Origin of the sequence: Pseudomonas sp. PP3 (genome assembly GCF_905336995.1) — a bacterium.
GTDB lineage: Bacteria > Pseudomonadota > Gammaproteobacteria > Pseudomonadales > Pseudomonadaceae > Aquipseudomonas > Aquipseudomonas reinekei.
The window spans coordinates 2,733,651-2,756,096 of sequence record NZ_HG995459.1 but is presented as its reverse complement, the minus strand read 5'-3'; the positions used below and the strand labels follow the sequence as shown (position 1 = coordinate 2,756,096).

Annotated in this window: 17 protein-coding genes; 6 read left to right on the top strand and 11 right to left on the bottom strand. The window is 61.3% G+C overall.

All coding sequences use genetic code 11. The annotated features are described in order from the left end of the window. The first annotated feature begins 1 nt into the window (after position 1). From KHO07_RS12615 to KHO07_RS12590, 6 genes are all read left to right on the top strand, one after another. The gene (locus KHO07_RS12615) at positions 2-1,582 is read left to right on the top strand and encodes a VWA domain-containing protein (RefSeq protein WP_212627374.1); all 1,581 of its coding nucleotides are present in this window, start codon (positions 2-4) and stop codon (positions 1,580-1,582) included. Next, positions 1,579-3,009 (top strand): BatD family protein, encoded by a 1,431-nt coding sequence (locus KHO07_RS12610; protein ID WP_212627373.1) that lies wholly within the window; start codon positions 1,579-1,581, stop codon positions 3,007-3,009. The genes KHO07_RS12615 and KHO07_RS12610 overlap by 4 nt, the downstream gene beginning before the upstream one ends. Further along, entirely contained in the window at positions 3,006-4,034 is a 1,029-nt protein-coding gene (locus KHO07_RS12605) for an HAD family hydrolase (RefSeq protein WP_212627372.1), read from the top strand. The genes KHO07_RS12610 and KHO07_RS12605 overlap by 4 nt, the downstream gene beginning before the upstream one ends. 75 nt (positions 4,035-4,109) lie before the next feature. Continuing rightward, positions 4,110-5,684: an arylsulfatase gene (locus tag KHO07_RS12600; protein ID WP_212627371.1), complete on the top strand. Its 1,575-nt coding sequence runs from the start codon at positions 4,110-4,112 to the stop codon at positions 5,682-5,684. 135 nt (positions 5,685-5,819) lie between these two features. Then, positions 5,820-8,333 carry a fused MFS/spermidine synthase gene (locus KHO07_RS12595; RefSeq protein WP_212627370.1) on the top strand — a complete coding sequence of 838 codons (2,514 nt, stop codon included), beginning with the start codon at positions 5,820-5,822 and terminating at the stop codon, positions 8,331-8,333. Between the two features lie 203 nt (positions 8,334-8,536). Continuing rightward, complete coding sequence (locus KHO07_RS12590) at positions 8,537-10,903, top strand: tetratricopeptide repeat protein (protein ID WP_212627369.1); 2,367 nt, start codon at positions 8,537-8,539, stop codon at positions 10,901-10,903. 467 nt (positions 10,904-11,370) lie between these two features. Here KHO07_RS12590 and KHO07_RS12585 read toward each other — a convergent pair whose 3' ends face one another. From KHO07_RS12585 to KHO07_RS12535, 11 genes are all read right to left on the bottom strand, one after another. Next, positions 11,371-11,865 (bottom strand): hypothetical protein, encoded by a 495-nt coding sequence (locus tag KHO07_RS12585; protein ID WP_150734313.1) that lies wholly within the window; start codon positions 11,863-11,865, stop codon positions 11,371-11,373. Positions 11,866-11,979: 114 nt separating this feature from the next. Next, complete coding sequence (locus KHO07_RS12580; protein ID WP_212627368.1) at positions 11,980-12,498, bottom strand: GNAT family N-acetyltransferase; 519 nt, start codon at positions 12,496-12,498, stop codon at positions 11,980-11,982. Positions 12,499-12,670: 172 nt separating this feature from the next. Beyond that, a complete protein-coding gene (locus KHO07_RS12575) occupies positions 12,671-13,648 on the bottom strand; it encodes a LysR family transcriptional regulator (RefSeq protein WP_212627367.1) in 978 nt (325 codons plus the stop codon). Positions 13,649-13,731: 83 nt separating this feature from the next. Further along, on the bottom strand, positions 13,732-14,691 hold the full coding sequence (locus tag KHO07_RS12570) for a peptidylprolyl isomerase (protein WP_150734316.1): 960 nt from the start codon (positions 14,689-14,691) through the stop codon (positions 13,732-13,734). Next, positions 14,688-15,167 (bottom strand): YbjN domain-containing protein, encoded by a 480-nt coding sequence (locus KHO07_RS12565; RefSeq protein WP_212627366.1) that lies wholly within the window; start codon positions 15,165-15,167, stop codon positions 14,688-14,690. Before KHO07_RS12565 ends, KHO07_RS12570 begins: the two co-directional genes overlap by 4 nt. Positions 15,168-15,185: 18 nt before the next feature. Beyond that, positions 15,186-15,815: a DNA repair protein gene (locus tag KHO07_RS12560; protein WP_150734318.1), complete on the bottom strand. Its 630-nt coding sequence runs from the start codon at positions 15,813-15,815 to the stop codon at positions 15,186-15,188. Between the two features lie 17 nt (positions 15,816-15,832). Then, positions 15,833-17,539, bottom strand: a complete 1,707-nt coding sequence (locus KHO07_RS12555; RefSeq protein ID WP_212627365.1) for a putative porin — start codon at positions 17,537-17,539, stop codon at positions 15,833-15,835. 40 nt (positions 17,540-17,579) lie between these two features. Next, entirely contained in the window at positions 17,580-18,284 is a 705-nt protein-coding gene (locus tag KHO07_RS12550) for an energy transducer TonB (RefSeq protein ID WP_212627364.1), read from the bottom strand. 2 nt (positions 18,285-18,286) lie between these two features. Next, complete coding sequence (locus tag KHO07_RS12545; protein WP_212627363.1) at positions 18,287-18,718, bottom strand: biopolymer transporter ExbD; 432 nt, start codon at positions 18,716-18,718, stop codon at positions 18,287-18,289. Positions 18,719-18,729: 11 nt separating this feature from the next. Then, on the bottom strand, positions 18,730-20,541 hold the full coding sequence (locus KHO07_RS12540) for a MotA/TolQ/ExbB proton channel family protein (RefSeq protein ID WP_212627362.1): 1,812 nt from the start codon (positions 20,539-20,541) through the stop codon (positions 18,730-18,732). Between the two features lie 18 nt (positions 20,542-20,559). After that, a complete protein-coding gene (locus KHO07_RS12535) occupies positions 20,560-22,155 on the bottom strand; it encodes a ShlB/FhaC/HecB family hemolysin secretion/activation protein (RefSeq protein ID WP_212627361.1) in 1,596 nt (531 codons plus the stop codon). Positions 22,156-22,446: the final 291 nt, after the last annotated feature.

The window sequence follows — 22,446 nt, the reverse complement described above, 5'->3', positions numbered from 1 at the left end:
GATGGAAATCAACCTCAGCGACTTCCACTTCCTGCGTCCGCTTTGGCTGTTGCTGCTGCCCTTCGCCGCGCTGCTGCCGCTGCTGTGGCGCCGTAGCCGTGATTTGCAGCGGCGTTTACGCGGCAACATTGCCGAACACCTGCTGCCGCACCTGCTAATAACCCCCCAGGATCAACAATGGCTGCGCCCGGTGCACCTTGTCTGCGCGCTGTTGATGCTGGGCGCGATTGCCGCTGCCGGGCCGACCTGGGAACAGGATCGACCGGACTTCCTGGAGAACCGTGCGCCGCTGATCATCGCCATTGACCTGTCGCCGTCCATGGATGCCAACGACGTGCAACCCAGTCGCCTGGAGGCGGCCAAGCACAAGCTGCATGACCTGATCCAGCGTCGCGCCGGTGCGCGCAATGCACTGATCGCCTACGCCGGCAGCGCCCACCTGGTATTGCCGCCGACGGACGATCCGGCCCTGCTCGATACGTTCATTCAAGCGCTGGGCACCGAATTGATCGGCAAACCGGGGAAAAACGTCGGCGCGGTGATTGACCAGGCCAAGCGCTTGCTGGCAGCGGAAAAAACTCCAGGCACCTTGTTGCTGATCACCGACGGTGCCGACACCTCGACGCTGAACGACCTGGGCAAGAAACTCGAGGGCAGCGCGCTGCAGGTGCTGGTCCTCGCGGTCGGCAGCGAGGACGGCGGGATCATCCATGATGCCAACGGCCAGCCGCGCACCGACAGCAATGGTCGTCCGGCGCTGGGCAGTTTCGATCAGGACGCCATCAAGCAATTGGCGTCAACCCTGGATGCGCCGCTGGGCAGCCTGACGCTCAATGACGATGACCTGGATTGGGTCGACCTCCACGCCCAGCAGCATTTCCAGAGTGCCAGCGACGAACAGCGCGAATTGCACTGGAAGGATGCCGGTTACTGGCTGTGCTGGCCGCTGTTGTTGCTTGCCTTCTTCAGCGTGCGCAAGGGTTGGAGCGTGAACTGGATGGCCGGTCTTGTATTGGCCATCGGTATCGGCTATCAACCGGCACCGGCTCAGGCCAACGCGCTGACCGACGCATTTTTCACCCCTGACCAGCAAGGACGCTGGGCCTTCGAGCACGAACACTTCCCACAGGCTGCCGCGCATTTCGTCGATCCATACTGGAAAGGCATCGCCGCCTACAACGCCGCCGATTTCGACCTGGCCCTGGCCAGCTTCGCGCGGCTGGAAACGCCCCAGGCGTATTTTTACCTGGGCAATATCTACGTGCGCCGCTTCAAGTTCGACCAGGCCATCGCGGCCTATACCCAGGCACTGAAGCTGCAGCCGCAGTTTCCTGAAGCCACGGCCAACCTCGCCCTGGCGATCGCCCTGCAGAAAGACACCGAAGATGCGGAGAAAAACGCCCCCGAGGTCAAGCCCGACGAAATCAAAATGGACAAGGCGCCGGGCAAGGGCCAGAGCAAACAGGTGCAAACCGAACAGGCGGCGTCCGATGCCCAGTGGTTGCAAAACCTGACGACATCGCCGGCGAAGTTCCTGAAACAAAAGTTCAGTTTGCAGGATCAGGCGGGAGTGAAGCCATGAGCGTGATTCTGCAAGACCGCGGCGCGGCCATCGCTGGCAAGCCAGTTCCCACAGTAGATCAGTGTGCAATGAAAATCCCTTGTGGGAGCCGGCTTGCCAGCGATCGCGCCAGATCAATCACCACAATATTCAGTGCCTTGCTCCTGTTGTTCATCAGCACCGGCGCATTGGCCGCCGAACCCGAATTGCGCGTCCAGGCCCATCTGCAACCCAACGAAACCGCCATGGTCGGCAGCCTCGTCGAATTGCATCTGGACGTGCTCACCGACACTTGGTTCACCAGCGCGCCCACCCTGCCCGACCTCAAGCTGCCCGGCGCACTGGTGATGCCGCCGGATGGCCATGCCGAACACATCAATCAGACCATCGATGGCCAATCCTTCAACGGCATGCGCTACAGCTATCTGATCACCCCGAATGTCGCGCAGGGTTTCGACATTCCGGCACTGACGGTTCGCGCTACGCCCGGCCAGGCCAGTGTCGAGTTGAGCGCCGAGAGCCAGCCCTTGAACTTCACCGCGACACAACCACCCGGGTTCCAGGTCGGAGAGCCGGTGCTGGTGGCTCAAGGCTTGCGCTTCACGCAAAAAACCCACCATTCGGCGACCCCGTTGAAGGTTGGCGACAGCATCACCCGAGAACTGACGCTACAGGCCGATGGTGCTTTGGCCATGGCTTTGCCGACACCGTCACTGGGCGATGTCCGGGGCCTGAGCCGTTACCCGAAATCGCCACACGTCAGCAACCTGGACGACGGCCGCGGCAACTTCAACGGCGGGCAACGCATTGATACCGTGACCTATCGCATCGACACCGAAGGTCATCACACCCTGCCGGCCATCGAACTGAAATGGTGGGACGCCAGCAACCAGCAAATCCGCGCAGCCCAGGTCCCAGCCGTCAGCTTCGACGCCACCGCCAACAGCGCCTACAAACCGGTGTTCTCGATCACTGAAGACCTGAAAAAACTGGGTCAGGCCAATCGCCTGCACCTCTCGGGTTTCACCTTCGGCCTGCTGGCGTTGCTGTTGATTGTGGTGCTGTTCAGTTGGTTTGCCCGTCCCTATGCCCAGCGCGCATACCGCGACTGGAAGGCCCGGCGCGAGGCACGGCACACCGCCTGGCTGGCATCTGCGGAGTACGCGTGGGAGCAAATACCGCCGCAACTCGATGGCAAACCGCCACAACTGAGTGCCCTGTACCTGTGGACCCGACGCCGCCGCAAAGGATTGATCCTCATCGGTCTCGGACCGCGCCTGCAAGCGTTTCTGCGGGCTTGCTACGGCCGTGAGCCGACTAAAGATCAAGCGCTGCACCGACTCAAGGAATCCTTGACTACGCTGCATAGTCAGGCCGAACAGAACAAAGAATCAGTCGCTACTGCACTGCGACCACTTAACCCCGTTCACGAGAAGGATTTCCCATGACGAACCCGATAGCGCGCCACCAGTTCCACGGGCTGAAGCTGCTGTTTGCATTGGCCCTGAGCCTGCCATTGCTGGTCCAGGCTGCCGAACCACTGCCGTCGTGGAACGACGGTCCGTCGAAAAAGAACATCATCGAATTCGTACAAGCGGTGACCGATCAAGGCAGCAAGGATTTCGTCAAACCCGAGGACCGTATCGCCGTATTCGATAACGACGGCACCCTCTGGAGCGAGCAGCCGATGTACTTCGAACTGCTGTTCGCCCTGGAAGAGGTCAAGCGCACCGCGGCGCAGCACCCGGAATGGAAAACCACCCAGCCGTTCCAGGCCGTGCTGGAAAATGATCACAAGGCACTGGCCGCCAGCGGCCTAGACGGCTTGATGAAAATCTTCGGTGCGACCCACACCGGCATGACCACCGAAGCCTTCGACGACTACGCCAAGACCTGGCTGACCCAGGCCCGCCATCCGAAAACCGGCAAGCCCTACACCGAGATGATCTTCCAGCCGATGCTGGAAATGCTCGACTACCTGCGCAGCCAGAACTTCAAGACCTACATCGTTTCCGGGGGTGATACCGGTTTCATGCGCGCCTTTGCCGAAAAGGTCTACGGCATCCCGCCCGAGCAGGTGATCGGCACCACGTTTGTCACTTCGTTTGAATACAAGGATGGCAAGGCGTCGATCCTGCGCACACCAAAACTGGCGCACAACGACGACGGCCCGGGCAAACCGGTCAGCATCGACGCAGTGATCGGCCGTCGTCCGATTCTCGCCTTCGGCAATTCCGATGGCGATCTGCAAATGCTGCAGTGGACTGCAGCCGGGCCGGGCAGACGATTCATGGGGTTGGTGCATCACACCGACGCCAAACGCGAATGGGCTTATGACCGCCAATCGCAGATTGGCCGCCTGGACAAGGCCCTCGATGAAGCAAACAAACGTGGCTGGACCGTCGTCGACATGGCCGCCGAATGGCGCCGGGTTTATCCGTTCGATGCCGCCACAACCGGGCAAGTGCAATAAGAAAGCGTAATGCAGGACCGCAATAAACGTTTGTCGTATTCAAGCGACGCCAATGAGCAAAAAGGAGCAAGTCTTATGACTCGCATACGCAAGTGGCTACCGAAACTCGCCCTGGTCGCGACGTCGGTAATGGCGATTTCGGCAACAGCCGGGGCTGCCGACAAACCCAACATTCTCGTAATTTTTGGCGACGACATCGGCCAGACCAACATCAGTGCCTACTCCATGGGCGTGGTCGGCTACAAAACGCCGAACATCGACCGCATCGCCAAGGAAGGCATGATGTTCACCGACTATTACGCGGAGAACAGCTGCACGGCAGGACGATCATCGTTTATTACCGGGCAGACGCCTTTGCGCACGGGCCTTTCCAAAGTCGGCATGCCAGGCGTGCCGGTCGGGCTGCAGGCCAGGGATGTGACCATTGCCCAGGCACTGAAGGCCCATGGGTACGCAACCGGGCAGTTCGGCAAGAACCACTTGGGCGACAAGGATGAATACCTGCCGACCAACCACGGTTTCGACGAGTTCTTCGGCAACCTCTACCACCTCAACGCCGAAGAGGAGCCGGAGCGCCCCTACTGGCCCAAGGATGATGCCGAGTTCGTCAAGGCAGCCTCCCCGCGTGGCGTGATCCACAGTTTTGCCGATGGCAAGATCGAGGACACTGGCGCACTGACCAAAAAACGCATGGAAACCATCGACGACGAAACCACGGCCGCTGCACAGGCGTTTATCGAGAAGCAGGCCAAGGCAGACAAACCGTTTTTCGTCTGGATGAACACCACGCGCATGCACGCCTTCACGCACGTGCGTGAATCCATGAAAGGCCAAAGCGGCATGGTCGGCAACGAATACGCCGACGGCATGCTTGAGCATGATGGTGACGTGGGCAAGCTGCTCAAGACGCTGGATGACCTGAAGATCACCGACAACACAATCGTGGTCTACACCACCGACAACGGCCCTAACCAGTGGTCCTGGCCGGATGCGGCGACGACCCCGTTCCGCAACGAGAAAAACTCCAACTGGGAAGGCGCTTACCGGGTACCCGCGATGATTCGCTGGCCAGGCAAGGTCAAGCCAGGTGAAGTGTCGACCCAAATGGTCTCCGGACTGGACTGGTTCCCGACGTTGCTGGCCGCGGTGGGCGATACCGACATCAAGGATCGCCTGCTCAAAGGGGCTGACGTCGGCGGGAAGAACTTCAAGGTTCATCTGGACGGCTTTAACCAGTTGGATTACCTGACCGGCAAGACCGACAAGAGTGCGCGCAACGAGTTCTACTACTTCAACGATGACGGCGTGCTCGTGGGCATGCGCTTCAACGACTGGAAACTCGTCTTCTGCGAGCAGCGGGCACCCGGTGGCCTGCAAGTGTGGAGCGAACCTTTCGTCTGCCTGCGCGTACCCAAAATGTTCAACCTGCGCATGGACCCTTACGAGCGTGCCGATGTCGTGTCTGACCAATACTATGACTGGCTGAGCAAAAACGACTATCTGATCTTCGACGGCACCCGAAGGTCAGCCAAGTTCCTGCAAACTTTCGTCGACTACCCACCAAGCCAGCGTCCGGCGAGCTTCAGCATCGACCAGATCCGGGAAGACGTGGACAAGAAAATCGCTGAAAAAATGAAAGCTAAACAGTAAGACCGCTCGACCGCCGCTCGCCTTCACGGGCGAGCGGCCCAATTTTTGGAATGCGAACACCAACCCTGCAGGAGCTGGCAAGCCAGCTCCTGCAGGGTTGGTGTTGAATTCGGGTTTTGTATAAGGCAATCCGCAATGTCCTCACGTGTCGCCAGCAAGTCGTCGGCCATACCTGCCCCGCAAGTCGCCACCCCGGCGCTAGTGATTCCCGCTTTGCTGCTGTTTGTTTCCGGTGCCGCGGCGCTGGTGTATCAGGTGTTGTGGATCAAGCAACTATCACTGGTGGTGGGTGTTGAGGTGTATGCGATCACCACCGGCATCAGTGCGTTTTTTGCCGGACTGGCACTGGGTGGCTTGTTGTTCGGCCGTTGGGCGGATCGTCTGCAACAACCGGTTCTGCTGTATGCGGGGCTGGAAGTGCTGGTCGCCGTACTGGGCGTCGGTGCGACGTTTGCCATGAGCCTCGCGGCCAGCCCGTTTGCCTGGCTGGAGCAGCAAGTCGGCCTGTTGGCCTGGGTGCTGCCGTTTGCGCTGGTGGGCATTCCGGCGTTGCTGATGGGCGGCACGTTGCCCGTGTTGGTACGGTCACTTGCCAGCGACCCGCAACAACTGGGCAAGGCTGGCGGGCATTTGTATGCCGCAAACACTGCTGGCGCCATCGCCGGCACCCTGCTCGCCGCGTTCGTCCTGATTGTCACCCTCGGCGTGCGCGGCAGTGCCCTGGCCGCGGCGATGCTGAATCTGCTGGCTGCTGCGGGTGCCTTGTGGTTCCAGCACCATCGTTCACTGCCCGTGGAAGCGCCGGTCACCCACCACACGGACAAAGCGCCGGATCGCCTGGCGCTGTGGCTGTATTCAATTGCCGGTGGCGTGGCCCTCGGTTACGAAGTGGTCTGGTCGCAATCCATCGTGCAATTCATGAGTACGCGCACCTACGCATTTGCCGTGGTGCTGGCGACCTACCTCACCGGGCTGTTCCTGGGAAGCGCCCTGCTCTCCCGCCGGGTCGATCGCCTGCGCGATCCCTGGGGTGTATTTGGCCTGCTGATCGCCGGTGCCGGTTTGATCGCCCTGCTGGAAATCGCCTTGCTCGGGCGCTGGCTGGTGCTCGTCCAAAGCATGGTTGAAGCCTGGGTGTTGTCGCTGGGTGCCAGTGAGTTACTGGGCATGAGCGCACGCTTTGCCGTGGCGGCCTTGAGCATCGTGTTCGTGCCAACCTTGTTGCTCGGCGCGGCGTTTCCGGTAGCGCTGCGTTTGAGCGTCGGACGCGACCACGTGGGGCGCAATGTCGGTGAAGTGGTAGCGTTCAATACCCTGGGTGGAATCGTCGGCGTCATGCTCTGCGGCTTTGTGCTGATCCCGCTGCTCGGCCTGGTTCGAACCCTCGGATTGCTGGCAATGATCGCGGCCGGGATTGGCTACGTAGCGGTGCGCAAGGGGCATGGCGTGAAAAAGGGACGACGTCAGGGCGTGATCGCGGTCGGCCTGATTTCTGTAGCCCTGGCACTGTTCACCCCAACGGACAAACTGGCCAGCCTGCTGCCCGGCGCGCGCAACGGCACGCTGGCGTACTACGAAGAAGGACGTGGCGGCACCGTCGCCGTGGTCACCCAAGGCCGGGGACAAAAGACCTTCGAGCGTCTGTATATCCAGGGCGTCTCCAACACCGGCGATGCCATGCCTTCCCTGCGCTACATGCGCATTCAGGCATTGCTGCCGTTGCTGATCCATAACGGAGAACCACGCTCGGCGCTGGTGATCGGCTTCGGTACCGGCATTACCGCTGGCGCCCTGACGCAATTCCCCGGCCTCGAACATCGAGTTGTCGCCGAACTGCTGCCCTCGGTGGTCAAGGCCGCGCCGCTGTTCAAGGGTAACTTCGACGCAGCGGCCAATCCCGCCGTCGATGTGCGACTGCGCGACGGTCGCCAGGAACTGCTGCGCAATCCGCAGCGCTATGACCTCATTACCCTCGAACCGCCGCCACCCTCCGCGGCCGGTGTGGTGAACCTGTATTCCCGCGACTTCTACCAACTGGCCGCCAGTCGATTGAATGAAAAGGGTCTGGTCGCGCAATGGCTGCCGCTGCCGACGCAGAACATCGACGATTCGCGCTCGCTGGTGCGCAGCTTCCTCGAGGTTTATCCCTACGCCAACCTGTGGACCAGTGAGTTCCATGAAATGCTGTTGGTAGGTTCCATGGAACCCATTGAACTGGACGCGGCGAAGATCAACCAACGCTTCCGGCAGGACAGTGTGCGCAGCACCTTGCAGGACGTGGGCATTGGCTCGGCGGCCGCGTTGCTCGCGACCTGGGTCACCGACCGCGCCGGCCTGGAGCGTTTCGCGGCGAATGCGCAGCCGGTGACCGACGATCAACCGCGTATCGAATACGCGCCGTGGGTACGGGCCAAGGAGATCACGCGCGTGTTGCCGGCGTTACTGGATCTGCACATTGCGCCACCGCTGTTGAACGCCGATCAGGGCTTTACCGAGCGGATGAATACCCATCAGCAACGCCTGATGCAGTTCTATCGGGCAAGCCTGCATGCCTATGACGGTGATCGCGAGGCCTGGAGCCGGGATATTCGCGAAGTCATGCGCGGGGATGGCGGGAATCCGTATTTCCGGTGGTTTGTCGGGGAATGACAGTTCGCTATCGCTGGCAAGCCAGCTCCCACAGGACTTCTGAACACTCCAGAACCCTGTGGGAGCTGGCTTGCCAGCGAAGGGGCCATCAGCTTCACCACAACCATCAAACCATCATTTGACACACGCCGGCCTTCCGGCAAAGCTGCACCGAGCATTAACGCGCGCCTGACGGCAAACGCACCTGGACTACGGAAGTCGTAATGCCGAAAGATAAAAATAAAGCGGTAAACCCAAACCCTGATTCGCAACCTTCTCTGATCAGTCGCTATCTGTTCCCCGTCACCATCGGCATCCTGCTGCTGGCTGTCGCCGGTATCGGCTGGTTTCTGCTCGGCGGCAGCCCTGCGCCGACGCCGTATGCGCCCGTCAGCACGCCCGCCGTGCAACCTGTCAAACCGCAACCCAAACCGGTGGCCATGGCGCCGGCAACAATGGTCGACGAGCAGCAATGCCAAGGCTGCCACAGTGCCGAGGTCAAGGATTGGCAAGGCTCCCATCACCAATTGGCGATGCAGGCAGCCACCGTCGACACCATGCTCGGCGACTTCAACAACGTCACCTTCAAGGCGGAAAACGAAACCACCCGTTTCTCGCGCAAGGACGACGGCTTCTGGGTCAATACGCCCGGCATCGATGGCAAGAACGCCGACTTCAAAGTCGCCTACACCTTTGGCATCGCACCGTTGCAGCAGTATTTGATCGAGGTCGGTGAAGGCCGTTTGCAAGCCTTGGGCGTGGCCTGGGATACCGAGAAACACCGCTGGTTTCATCTCTATCCAGGCCAGGGCGTAACCTTCAAGGACCCGCTGCACTGGAGCAAACCGAGCCAGAACGCCAATTTCATGTGCGTCGAATGCCACACCACCGGCTATAAACGTAACTTCGATGCGGCAAAAAACACCTTTGACAGTCAATGGAACAGCCTCGGCGTGGGCTGTCAGGCTTGCCACGGTCCGGCGTCCAACCACCTGGAATGGACCGCGAAAAAAACCGACCTGATTCATGCCGGGTTTGCCGTCGACCTCAAGGACAAGAACGCCACCGTCGAGATCGAAACCTGCGCCCGCTGCCACTCCCGACGCGCGCCGCTGGGGGATGGTTTCACCGCCGGCAACCGCCTGATGGATGACTACCTGCCCAGCGTCCTGACCCGCGAACTGTACGCCCTGGACGGCAAAATCAAGGATGAAGTGTTTGAGCACGGCTCCTTCGCCCAAAGCAAAATGTTCGACAAGGGCGTGCGCTGCAGCAATTGCCACAACCCCCACAGCACCGAACTCAAGGCGCCGGGTAACGGCGTCTGCCTGCAATGCCACAACACCGCCGGTAAGACTGCGGTTGAAACCGTCGATGGCAAGGGCCTGCAAGCAAAAAACTACGATTCCATCGAACATACCCGCCACACCATGGGCCAACCGGGTTCGCAATGCGTGGATTGCCATATGCCTGGCAAGTTCTACATGGGTAATGACTTCAGGCACGACCACAGCTTCAGCATTCCCAACCCGGAGCGGGCGAAAAAACTCGGCACACCGGATGCCTGCCTGACCTGCCACCAGGGCAAGGCCGGGGACAAGGTCGCCGAGCAGTTCAAGCACTGGAACACCGCCAACGCCAGCGCCGTACAAGCCCCACGCTATGACGAAAGCCTGTGGCTGATCCGCAACGGCCAACCCGGTGCCGCGCAAGCCTTGTACGAGCAACTGCAACGCAGCAACCTGCCGGCGATTCAGCGGGCGACCCTGCTGGCCGAGTTGCCGCTGTATCCGAGCGAACAGGCACTGAAACTGGCGACCAAGGATCTGAGCAACCCGGCGCCGTCAGTGCGGGAAAGCGCCGTCCGGGCGATCAGCGCGTTCCTGCCGCCACCGGAGCGCGCGGCCCTGTTGACGCCGTTGCTCAATGACCCTGTGAAAGCCGTGCGCATTGCCGCCGCCCGCGATCTGCTCAGTGTCGCGCGTACGGGTCTGGGCAGCGCTCAGGACAGCTGGAACGCCGCCATCGGTGAGTACGAAACGGTGCAAAAGAGCCTCGCCGAACGCGCCGAAGCCAATCTCAACCTGGCCATGCTGTATCAAGCCAGCGGCCGCAGCGGCGAAGTCGAGGGGTTGCTGCGCACGGCGCTCAAACGTGATCCGGATTTCTACCCGGCGCTGGTAACGCTGGTGCAATGGCTGGAAGCCAATGGTCGCAGCCAGGAAGCGCAGGCGTTACTGGCTCAAAGCCTGAAAGAACACCCGGATGCCGCTCTCCTGCAACACACTCAGGGTCTGTCGATGGTACGTGCGGGCAAGGCCGGACAGGCCATGCCCTACCTGCGCAAAGCCGCGCAACTGGAACCGCAAAACGGTCAATACGGCTACGTGCTGGCAGTAGCACTTCATGACAGCGGCAACGTTGACCAAGCCTGTGAAGAGCTGGAAAGACTGCTGAAAGTACAACCAGCCAACCGCAACGCACGGCTGTCGCTGATCCAGTACTACCTGAACAACGGCCAGGAGCCGAAGGCCCAGGTTCTGCTGCAAGGCTGGAAGAAAATGAACATGGGTGATCCGGCGTTGAAATGATCGGGGCAAGATCCGAAGGCCCCATCGCCAGCAAGCCGGCTCCTACAGAAATATCACCAACCTGTAGGAGCCGGCTTGCTGGCGATGGCATCCAGGCTCGCACCCAGAGACGTATCACCAACCTGTAGGAGCCGGCTTGCTGGCGATGGCATCCAGGCTCCCACCCAGAGGCGTATCACCAACCTGCAGGAGCCGGCTTGCTGGCGATGGCATCCAGGCTCGCACCCAGAGGCGTATCACCAACCTGTAGCAGCCGGCTTGCTGGCGATAGCATCCAGGCTCGCACCCAGAGGCGTATCACCAACCTGTAGGAGCCGGCTTGCTGGCGATGGCATCCAGGCTCGCGCCAAGAGACGTATCACCAACCTGTAGGAGCCGGCTTGCTGGCGATGGCGTCCGGGGGGTGGGCATCAACTTCGGCAAAAACAACGGTCGCGGCTGACTCGCTTCCGCAGGGGGGCCGGTGTTTAGCTGCGTTCGCGGGGGATCAGGCTTTGCAGTTGTTGCGCCAGAAAGTTTGCGTCAAACGCAAAGGTGTCCGGGTCTTTAAGGCCATTGGTCTTGCGCCACTGCCAACTGGTGGCGGGTGGCAGGCACACCAGCGACACGCTGCCAACGCGCGCCGCGGTAAAGCCCATCACCGCCACTGAAATCTGCCCGCCAACGCCCATCACATCCGGCACGAATTCCACCGGTTTTCCGGCAATGACAATGGACAGCTTTTCAGTCTTGAACGGCGATGTCTCGACCGGCAAGCTCGGCCCTGACACGACATACGGTTCGCGGCTAACTTCCAATAAATGCGGTGTCTGCACCGGCTCCAGCCACTGCTGGATCTGGTCGAACAGTTCACCGATGCGCTTCGCCCATTCGGCCGATTGCGATTCGAACAACTGCTTCTTGTGCGCTTCGCTTTCTGCGTAGTGACGAAGCATCTCGCCCAGTTGCTGTACGTCGTCCATTGCGCTGTTCCTATGATTGAAGCCGTGTCGCGGACCCTGAGCATGGCAGATGCGCGTTGCCGACGTACGACTAAAAGCGCGAACGGTGCAGGCATTCATCCCGGGGCGAGGGTGTCAACCGGTCTTGGGGCGTCGCAGACGCGCCATGCTCAAGGTATCGACCCAGGCACCGTCGCGCACCGCGTAGTCGCGAAACAGCCCTTCGGTTTCGAAGCCGAACTTGCGATACAGCCCGATGGCGGCTTCATTGTCGGCATATACCGAAAGCTCGACCCGGTGCAGGTTCATCCAGTTGTCGGCGATATCCAAGGCTGCGGACAGCAGTTTCGAACCGACGCCCTTCCCCTGCCAGGCGCGCGCGACGCCCATGCCAAAGCTGCCGGCATGGCTACGACGAATACGTGAGAACTGTTCCAGGTTAATGCTGCCGATCACCGCGCCTTGATGCAGCGCCACCAGTTGCATCACCCGCTCGTTGTCCGACACCAGTCGCTTGCGCCAAATGTCACTGGAGGGAAACGGCAACTGCAGCGTTTGACGGGCAACCAGCGGTTCGCGGTAAAGCGCGGTGATGCCTTCGATGTGGGACTCGTTGAGGCGTTCGAGGGTGACAACAGGCTCGTTGGTAGGCATGGGTGAATCATCCTTGAGGCAGACATGGCCACTCACTCTATAACGCAAACCTCCCGAATGGCGAACACCCCTGTAGGAGCGAGCTTGCTCGCGAAGCGGTGTAACAGTCGACGACGATGTTGACTGACCTGGCGCTATCGCGAGCAAGCTCGCTCCTACATTTGGTACGGGATCAGTCCTGGAACCACTCGCGTCGCTCTTCAAAAGTGCTGAGGATCAATTCGACCAGCATCCGTACCTGCGCCTCGTCCTGGGACTGGTCATTCACCGCCAGCCATACCTGGCGTTGCATCGGCTGGTTGAACAACCCCGGCAACCCGATCAGGCCACGGTCAAAGCGGCTCATGTAGCCTGGCAGCAGGCCGATGCAGGCGCTGCAGCGGATCATCTCCAGCATCAGCTCATAGGAATGCAACTGCACCACCCCCGCCAGACGCTGTTCCACCAGCGCATTCCACGGACGGAAGCTGTCCACCTGCCGTTCGTGCTGCCATTGCACCAGGAGGAAATCGGCGAGGTCATCGAGCTTGTCCGGGCGGGCCGTCACCCGCGAATAGCGTTTGGCGATGTGCGGCTGGTAGTCCAGGCACGCCAGGCGCTGCGGTACTGTGGTGGCAAACGTTGGGCCTGGCGTCGGTGACTCGGTGCCCAGCCACAGCACCACGTCGGCGCTGACCGCTTGCAATGAGAGATCGCTGTCCAGCGAGATGATCTCCAGGCGAACACTGGCGTTGCGTCGCAACAGCGAAACCAGATCACGCCCGAGGATGTCATGCAGGAGGGTTTGCGCGACGGCCAGCCGAATCAGCGGTTGCTCGATCACCGGCAAGCTGCGCTCGTGCGCCAGGGCAAGCAACTGGACGTGCAGTTGATGGCCTTCGCGACTGAGTGTCAGCGAGCTGTCCTTGAACTTGAACAACGTCCGTTGCAGTTGTTCTTCCAGTTGGGCCAGATGCTTGCGCAGGATCGTCGGCCGGACATTGAGGCTGCGGGCAGCCTGCATGAAACAACCGCAACGGGCGCTGACCAGAAAATACTGCGCGACCTCGGTGTCGATCCCGGTTGCAAGGGCCAGCCAGGAATCGGATTTGTCATCCGGGGAGCGGTAATCGGCGAAGCGCTGAGACCCTGTTGATTCAGTTAATGACATCGATGACTCCCTGTCGATTTTTGTTGGTGTACGGCGATGCCTCGACGTGAACGGTCCCCCTGTGGCAGCGAGCCTGCTCGCGCCTACAGTTGTTCGGGTTTTGCCTCCAGGATTTTGTTGAGTTCGGCGCCGTCGATACTCAGCGTTGCCGTGTTGAGCATGCCTTCCAGATAGGCCTTGGCGATTTGTTCCTGGCGTTGCGCGCGCAGGGCCTGGGTCAACCGCTCACGCAGTTCGTCCAGGGTCGCCACCCGCGCCGGTTGCTGCTCGGTCAACTTGATCACGTGGAAGCCCATCGCACTTTGCACCGGCTCGGACACTGCACCGACCTTGAGCCGAGACACCACGCCGCGCACTTCCGGCACCAGTTGTGCCAACGGTTGCAGGCCCGTGTCACCACCGCGTTCGGCACTGTCGCGATCCTGCGAGAACTGGCCCGCCAGTGCGGCGAACTCCGCCGGGGTTGCCTGGGCCTTGCGGCTCAGTTCCTGGGCTTGCTTGCGCACGCTATCAAGGCTCTGCGGATCGTTCACCCCAAGGAAAATCTGACTGACCCGGAACAGCGCCGGCGTCATCCACTGCGCCTTGCCCGCGTCATAGGCTTGCTGCAATTCAGCGGCGCTGGGGTAATCCGCCGGCACCTGGCTGACCGATTGCAGGTAGTTGCGAAAGACGATTTGCTCGGTGGCAGCGCGGGTTTGCTCTTCGACGTCCGGACGCTGGCGCCAGCCCTGGGCATCAGCCTGTTCGAGGACGGCTTTCTCGGCCAGGCGCGAGCGAATCCAGCTCTCCAGCGTCGCGCGATTGCCGCGCAACTGGTCCCGGGATTCGGCGGGCAAGGACGCCAACAACGCTTTGAGTTCGTCGCTGTCCACCTGCTGATTGCCCAACCGCGCCACCGCCGGCTCAGTCGATGCAACCGCCAACGATTTGACCGGCTGCGGTGCTGCGACCGGGTCGTTACCCGGTCGCACACCCAACGCAACGGCCACCACCAATACCGCCAGCGCCCCCGCGCTGGCCACTACCGTACGTTTTTTCACTGGGAGGCCACCTCGTGTTCCGCGGTTTCACCAGGTTCAGCCTGGGCCTGCAACTGCGCGGCGTTCTGGCTGTAGTCGCGCAGGTAAACGATGAATTCCTGCAACAGGCGATCCCACAGTTCCAGATTGCCGCGCAGGTAATCGGCACTGACACCGGCGGCCACCACCACGTCCATCTCCATCACCAGGAACTCGCCCTGCACCGACAACCGGGCAAAACGGCGCGAGGCATTCCACAGTTCTGCCAGGCCGGCCGGCAATTCGCCCTGGACGCGCAAGGCGCAACTGAAGGTGAAATCGACATAGCTGCCCTGCTCGCCCGCCGGGTTGCCGAAACGCACGGCGTACCCGATACCCTGGCTGGCGCTGAGCAGTTGCACGATGCCGTTCTGATCGGTCTGGTTGACGCGATAGCCGGCGGCTTGCAGCACTTCGGTAAGCGATTGTGGCGATACGTGAGTAATCAATTGAGTCATGTGAGTTCTTCCCTGTTTTCAGTGAGTGATCGCAGCCTGGGGCGCGTCGAATTGGGTCTTGTAGAGCTCGTCGCCAAAGCCCTGGGCCAGTTCTTCGAACTTGACCCGCGCCGTGCCGGCAAACGGTTGGCGTATCTTCATCACTTCGGCGACGTCGATTTTTTCGTAGGCCGCGAGGATCTCCTTGGCCACGCCATACATCTGTTGATTCTTGACCGAACATTGCTGCATTTGTGTGTCACGTTCCGCCAGTTGCGTTTCGAGCCTGGCCCGTTCGGCTTCTTTGCCGCGGGCCATGACCAACAGTTCGTCGTAAGCCTTCTTGAACTTGCCGATCTGCTCGTTGCTTGCCGCCATCTGCGCCTGGGCCTGGCTTTGCAAGGTGTCCTGCTGGCTCGCCAGTTGCTCCGCCGCGCCTTTGTACTTGGCCAACTCGGCCGTTAATTGCTTGATCTGCGCTTGAGCCGCCCGGGTTTCGGCTTGCGCCGCGACCTGTGCGGCGCTGGCCTGGGCCTGCTGGCTTTGCAAGGCCTGCAACTGCTGGGTAGTGCTGCGCAGTTGCGTACGCAGGCGTTCCTCCATGCCCTCGGCGCTCGCCCCTTGGGCCACCAGCGCGCCCAGGGCAAACAACAGGATTTTCGTGTTCATGAAGCTCTCCCTGCGCCTTAGAAGCGCGTGTTGATCTCAAGCTGCAAGACGTCGATGTCGAACGGCGCGCCGTATACCGCTTCGGAACTCAACCAGCGACCGGTGGCATAGACGTTCTTGGCCAGACCGTAGTTGCCGCCCAGGAAATAGCCCTTGGCGTTGGTGCCACCCAAGTGGAACGAAGAATCGTTGAAACCGTCCGGCAAGGCATCCGGCTGGATGTATTTGTAGCCGGCGAACAGGTTCCAGTCGCCCTGCTTGCGCATGTCCAGTGCGTTGCCGAGGGTGAACTGCACCATCCACGCGTTGGCCCCGCTTTCGATGTCGCCGTCGCTGTCGATGTTGTTGACGATCTGCCCGGCAGCGCGCTTGCGCATCTCGCCTTCGTCGTAGCCCAGGTTATGAACATAATTGGCCTGGCTGCGCAGCTTGAAGTCTTCCGGCAGGTCGCTGTCCCAGACGAAGTTCAGGTCCAGCAGGTTGAACTCCGAGGCCAGGCCCACGTATTGCGGTTGCGGCGTGGTCGCCGGGTTGAGCGGGTTCGGCGTGATGTCACGCAGCAGGAACACGGTGTTGCCCTTTTGCATGAATGCCGAACGGCTGCCGTCGCTGTCGCAGCCCGGTGCACCGGCCCACGGCTCGCAAGGGCTGGAGCGCTGGCCTTCGATGTCGTCGAAGCGGTAGTAGGCCAACGCACCTTTGAGGCGGTTGCTGGAGTTGATCGCCCAGTTGGCGCCGATCTGCGCACCGAACAGCCACTTGTTGTCGCTCTCTTCCTTGTCGAAGCCGTTGCTGGAGCTGGTGTCGTTCGTGTATTCGATCGGGAATGCACCGACGGTGCCGAACATGCCCCAGTCGCGGTTGAGCTTATGGTCGAACATCGCCGCGATACCGTCGAAGTTCAGCTCGTTGGAATACAGCATGTCGGTGGAAAAGAACGGGTTGCTGAAGCGGCCACCGGTGAGGGTCAATTCGTCGGTGGCTTTCCAGGTCAGGTAACCCTGATCGAGCCAGATGTCTTTCTTGCCGAAACCGCCACCGAGGGTCTGGGTGGTCGACACCGGGCTGTTGTCGGAACCGGTGCCGATGCGGATACCCGCCGTCCAGTCCGGTGCAATCAGCGCTTTCATGCTCAGGCGCGCCCGCAGGCGCAGCATGTTTTCGCGGTCTTCACGGGTATTGAGCAACGGCGGCAGGCTGGTGCTGCTGTTGGGGTTCACGTCGTACGGACCGTTGTTGTTGAGCTTGGCGAAGTCGACGATTTCGTTGCTGTTGGTGCCCGAGTAGTAGCGCGATTCGTCACGCAGGCGGATATCGCCATCGAAGCTGACACGCGACACCCAGTCCGGAAAGGTGTTGGGCTGCGCCCAGTTTTCCTGCTTGGCAGTGGCCATGACCTCGGCCTTGACCTGATCGCGGATCTGGTCGCGCACGGCGGCCGGCACATACTGCACCCGCACATCGCCCGGTGCGGCGGCCGGACCGCTGGCGGCAACGGCGGTGGGTGCAGCGGTGGCGGCTTTGCGGGCCTGATCCGCTTCGCTCTGGGCCTGGGCGATCAGTTTGTCAGCCTTGTCCTGCTTCAACACGCCTTGCTCTACCAGCAAGCGGATCAGATTGATCGTGGCGTTCTCCGAGGGCGCAGGCGCGGCTGCGGCCTGACCGACCAGGGTCGCAATGACCATGCCGACCGCCAGGGACAATCGATTCACGTTGGAAATCATTTGCACACAACTCCTTTTGGCAAAGCTTTTGATAATGGGGTTAACCCGGACGCCGCCCTTGCAGGGCCACGCGCATGGGCACAGTGAAAGAGGCCGGTGGTCGCTGGCTCATGCGCGGCGCACCGCGCAGTGCAGCGAGTATTTGCGCGTCGACTTCGGGGTTGCCGCTGGACTGGGCCAGCTCGACCCGAGTGATGTCGCCCGAAGTGCTCATCCACACGTCGACTTGCGCCTTGTAGGCCTGGTTGCGCAGGTCCGGGTTATCGCGCAACAAGCGCTGAAAACTGACGGCCATGAACTGGTTGTACGTGCCGTTGCCCAGACGTCCGCCGCCGGAACCGGCCATGCCATTGCCCTTGCCCGCACTGATTCCGAAGTTGTCGGTACCGGACTGGGCCTCGCCGTCCATTTCCATCGGCTTGGCCAGGTCGTCCACCGGTGACGGCGGTGCTTCCTCGATCGGCTTCACGTCTTCCGGCTCCGGCGTCGGCTCGGGCTCGACCATTTTTTCTTCCACGTGAGGTTCCGGTTCCGGTGGTTTTTCCGGTGGTGGAGGCGGCGGTGGCGGCAACGGAATGATGGTCGGCACCTTCGGCGCTTCGCGACGAATGCCGCTCATGTCGTTGGCCCATTGCCACAGGAACCACGCGGCCACGCCGGCAATCAGCAACCCGGCGCCCCACTTCACGAAGCGCACGGGTGACTTCTTGACAGGTGACGGGCTGATGGGAAGTTGAGCAGTCATGGTCAGCCCTGTGTCGGTTTGCCGGTCACCAGACCGACCTGTGACAATTCCAGACGGCGCAGCAGGTCCAGTACCTCGATGACTTTCTGGTACTGCACCGTGGCGTCACCGCGCACGATGACCGGGAAGTCCGGGCTCTGGGCTTTCTCGATACGCAAGCGGTCTTCCAGCTCGGCCAGGGTCACCGGGTAGGCATCGAGGAACACCTGGCCGCCGTCGTTGACCGAAATCGCCTTGGTCTTGGCTTCGGACAGCGATACGGAAGCGCTGGCCTTGGGCAGGTTGATCTGGATGCCCGAGACCTGCGCGGTGGCGGTGAGGATGAACATCACCAGCACCACCATCAGCACGTCCACCAGGGGCGTGATGTTGATGCTGTCCACCGCTGCGTCATCGTCATCGTCATCGTCGTGGGAGGCATTTACGGAAGCCATGTCAGTGCTCCTCAGGCCGGTGCTTGGGCGTTGGTGTGGGCGTTGGCGTGATTGCCACGGCGGTGGGCGGCTTCGCTGAACTGGCTTTCGCCATGCATTTCCGCCAGGCGCGTGATGAACTCGTCGACGAACACGCGCATGTCGGCGCTGACTTCCTTGTTGCGGGTGATCAGGCGGTTGTAGCCAAACAGCGCCGGGATCGCGACGAACAGGCCCATGGCGGTAGCGAGCAAGGCCGCAGCCATACCCGGAGCGATGGCGTTGATGTTCACGTCGCCGGCCATGGCCGTACCGAGAAACACCACCATGATCCCCAGCACCGTACCGAGCAGGCCGATGTACGGCCCGCCGGCGATGGCGTTGGACAAGGTCGACAGTTTCGAGCTGAGTGCCTGGTTTTCCCGGGTGCGCACGCCGTCCATGGAGCAGCGGATCGCTTCAATGGTGGCTGCCGACACCGACGAGGTATCGGCGCCCTGCTCGCGACGGGTACGGATTTCCTTGACCGCCACCCGGTACAGGCGCCACAGCGACGAGTGCTGCAGGCGCAGGGCGAGGTCCTGGTCGTCGGCGAACATTTCCAGGCGGGTACCGACCTTGGCGAACTGCTCGCGGAACGCTTCGTTGGCTGCCGAGACACGGCTGACCATGCGGTTCTTGCGAACCATGATAAACCACGACTGGACCATCATCAGCACCAGCACCGCGATGATCACCCAGGCGTCCAGCGGCACGGCGTTGAGCAGGAAACCGAGGCTGCCGAAACCGTAACCCGATTGCTCTTCGTCAACGCCATAAGCCAGCAGTTTCGACTCGGCGCCCTGGGACGTGGCATCGGCCAGCAACTGCGCGGCAGGTCGGGCGACTTTCGACAGACGCAGCTCGTCGATTGCACCGGCAAACGGCAGGTAAGCGCTGGCGGACACGTCGGCACCAATGGCCATGACCGAATTGAATGCCGGCATCGCCACTGCCAGGCTCGCGGCCTCACGGCCATTGAGGTAGAGCGAGACCTTGCTGCCTTCAGCGGTCAGTGCCAGGTGCTGCCATTGACCGGGGTTCAGCGCCTGGGTCGACACGGCGCGCTGACCGTCGATTTCAACGAACGGCATGCCCTGATTCAAACCGACCAGCAGACTGTGTTCGCCTTCACGACGGGCCAGAACCAGTTGCTCGCCATTGGCCTGATCCAGCTTCCACCAGGCGCTGAAGGTGAACGCGCTGCCGGCGTTGTGCTGCAACGATGGACTGGCCGGCAACAGCAGCGGCTGACCGCTGAACTGCAAGGCACGATCGATCACACCGTCGATGCTCGCACCGGTGGCGCTCTGCGCGGTGTTGCCGTAGGCGGTGGTGTCCTTGGCCGGCGTACCGGTGGCACCGTCGAAATGGTAGAGCGCGGTGTAGTTCGGATCGAAGGTCAACTGACCGTTACCGGTGGCCGCTGCCTTCTGGTTGCCGTAGTACATCCAGATGTCCTGGCGCTGACCGCCCTCCACTTTCGGTACATCAACCCACACCAGCGCCATGCCCATCAGCGCGTCGAAACTTTCGATCTGGTGGTTGAGCACGGTCTTGTCATCGGCGGCGACGAAGCGCAGGTCGGAGCCGTCTTCCTTGACCCCGTCGAAAGTGAAGTTGCCGGTGTGCAGGCGCACCAGCAACGCGGTACGCCCCAGCGCCTCATTGATCGCCGCGCCCTGGGGCGTGGTGTCGACCGAGAGCTGTTTGCGGTAGTGCCAATCGTCTTGCCACCACGCCTGGGCGGTGGCCGGGAGCACGAAGCTCAGGCACATCAGGAAAGCGAGAAATATGCGCTGCATGAAAATGTCTCCGTAGGTTCAGAATGTCGCTTGCAGGTTGAAATGCAGGCGCGATTCCTGTTTCGAGGTATTCGGCCCTTCGAGCAGCGGATAGCCCCAGTCGAGGCTGCCGGACAGCCATTTGCTCAGGCTCGCGCGGGTGCCCAGGCCAACACTGGCGAGGGCGTAATCGGCGTCCTGGTCGGGAAGTTCATCGCGCAGGTACAACTGGGCGCCTTCGGCGAAGGCATAGAAGCGCCACTCCTGCACATACGTGCCGAGGTACTTGGCGAGGGATGGCGTGCGCAGTTCCTGGCTCAGCAGGTAGCCGTCGTCACCGGTGCGTTCGGCCGCCAGGTAGCCGCGTACCGACGTGGCGCCACCGGCGGAAAATTGCTCGTTGGACACCAGCGGCCCGGAGGCGAGTTGGAACGACGCCTTGCTCGCGGTCTGCCAGTCATTGCCGAAGCTGTAGGTGTATTGGGTATCGCCCTTGAGCACCGCAAAACTGGGGCTGGCGCGATAGCGTTTGTAGTCGAAGTCTTCGTCGGAACTGCCGTAGCCGAGAAAGCTGCGAGTGCCCGCCACCAGGCTCAGGCCAAGACCCAATTGCGAGCTTTCGGTGTAGCGAAAGCCGTTGTAGGCGAAGGTGAACGGCGCGTACTTGAGCGGCACCTTGTCGCTGTCGCCGGCGAAATCCAGTTGCTCGTCGAAGTCCTTGAAGTCGATGCCGGCCGACAGCGAGTTGGACCAGTTGCCGCTGGACGGCAGCGTGTAGATCGCCGACACGCCGTAGGAATGACCCTTGCCCAACACGTTGCTGCCGCCGATGGTCGCAACGTTGCTGTCGGACTGGTAACCGGCAAACTGCACGCTCCAGCGCTCGCTGAGTGGCGCGGTGTAGGAGCCGGACCAGACCTTGGCGTTGGAGGTGTCCTCGGGTGCGGTAAAGAACGTCAGCGACACGCTGTGGCCCAACTGCCACAGGTTGTTGTAGCCAAGACTGGCGACACTGCGCAGCTTCTCGGTGTCGGCGCTGTAGTCGTTGTTCAAGCCCAGGCTGGCTTGCCACGGGTCCTGGTCTTCAACCTGCAAGTCGACGTCCATGGTCCCAGGGCGTTGACCTTCGCGCACCAGCGGCATGACCTGGCGACCGGGGTTCTTGTTCAGTTGTGCCAGTTCGGTCTGCACCTGGGCGAAGTCCGGTACCTGGCCTTCTTTCAGCGCCGGTACGTCATCGCGAATTTCCACCGGCGAATAGTGCTTGGCGCCGACGACACGAACCCGACCCACCTTGGTTTCGCTGACTTGCAGATAGACGATACCGTCCTCGACTTTCTGCTCCGGCAGCTCCACGAACACCGATTGATAGCCGTTGGCCTGATACGCCTTCTGCAACGCATCGCGGGCGCCTTCGATATCGGCCAGGTATTTTTGCGGACCGAGAAAGGGATACACCGCCTCTTCGATCGTGCGGGCATCGAGCACGGTGTTGCCGCGCACGAAGTATTCGTTGACGTCCACCGGCTTGGGTTCCGTCAGCTCGGCGTTCTGCAGCGCCCATGCCGGCTGTACGCCCGCCGTCACCAGCAGCCAGCCCCACAGCGCCAGCCGTGACTTGAAAAAATCGTTCACACCACCCCCTGAATTCGAAGTACCGGTAACCGTCTGCGCTGCGGCAGGCTGGCTGACTGCCTGGCTCCCGGCGTCCCGCCATCGGCTGGAAAAGTGGCCTTTCGGCCGCCTCAAGCACGTCACATAGGCATGACCGGACTGGCGTTGTGCTACCGAACTTTTGTCATCAAAGCTTCATTTCAAAGATGGGCGGATGGCGTTGAAACGAGATTATTGAGACAGCAAAGAACCCTGTAGGAGCAAGCTTGCTCCTACAGGGTCTTGTGTGAATTTGACGCATAAAAAAGGCGA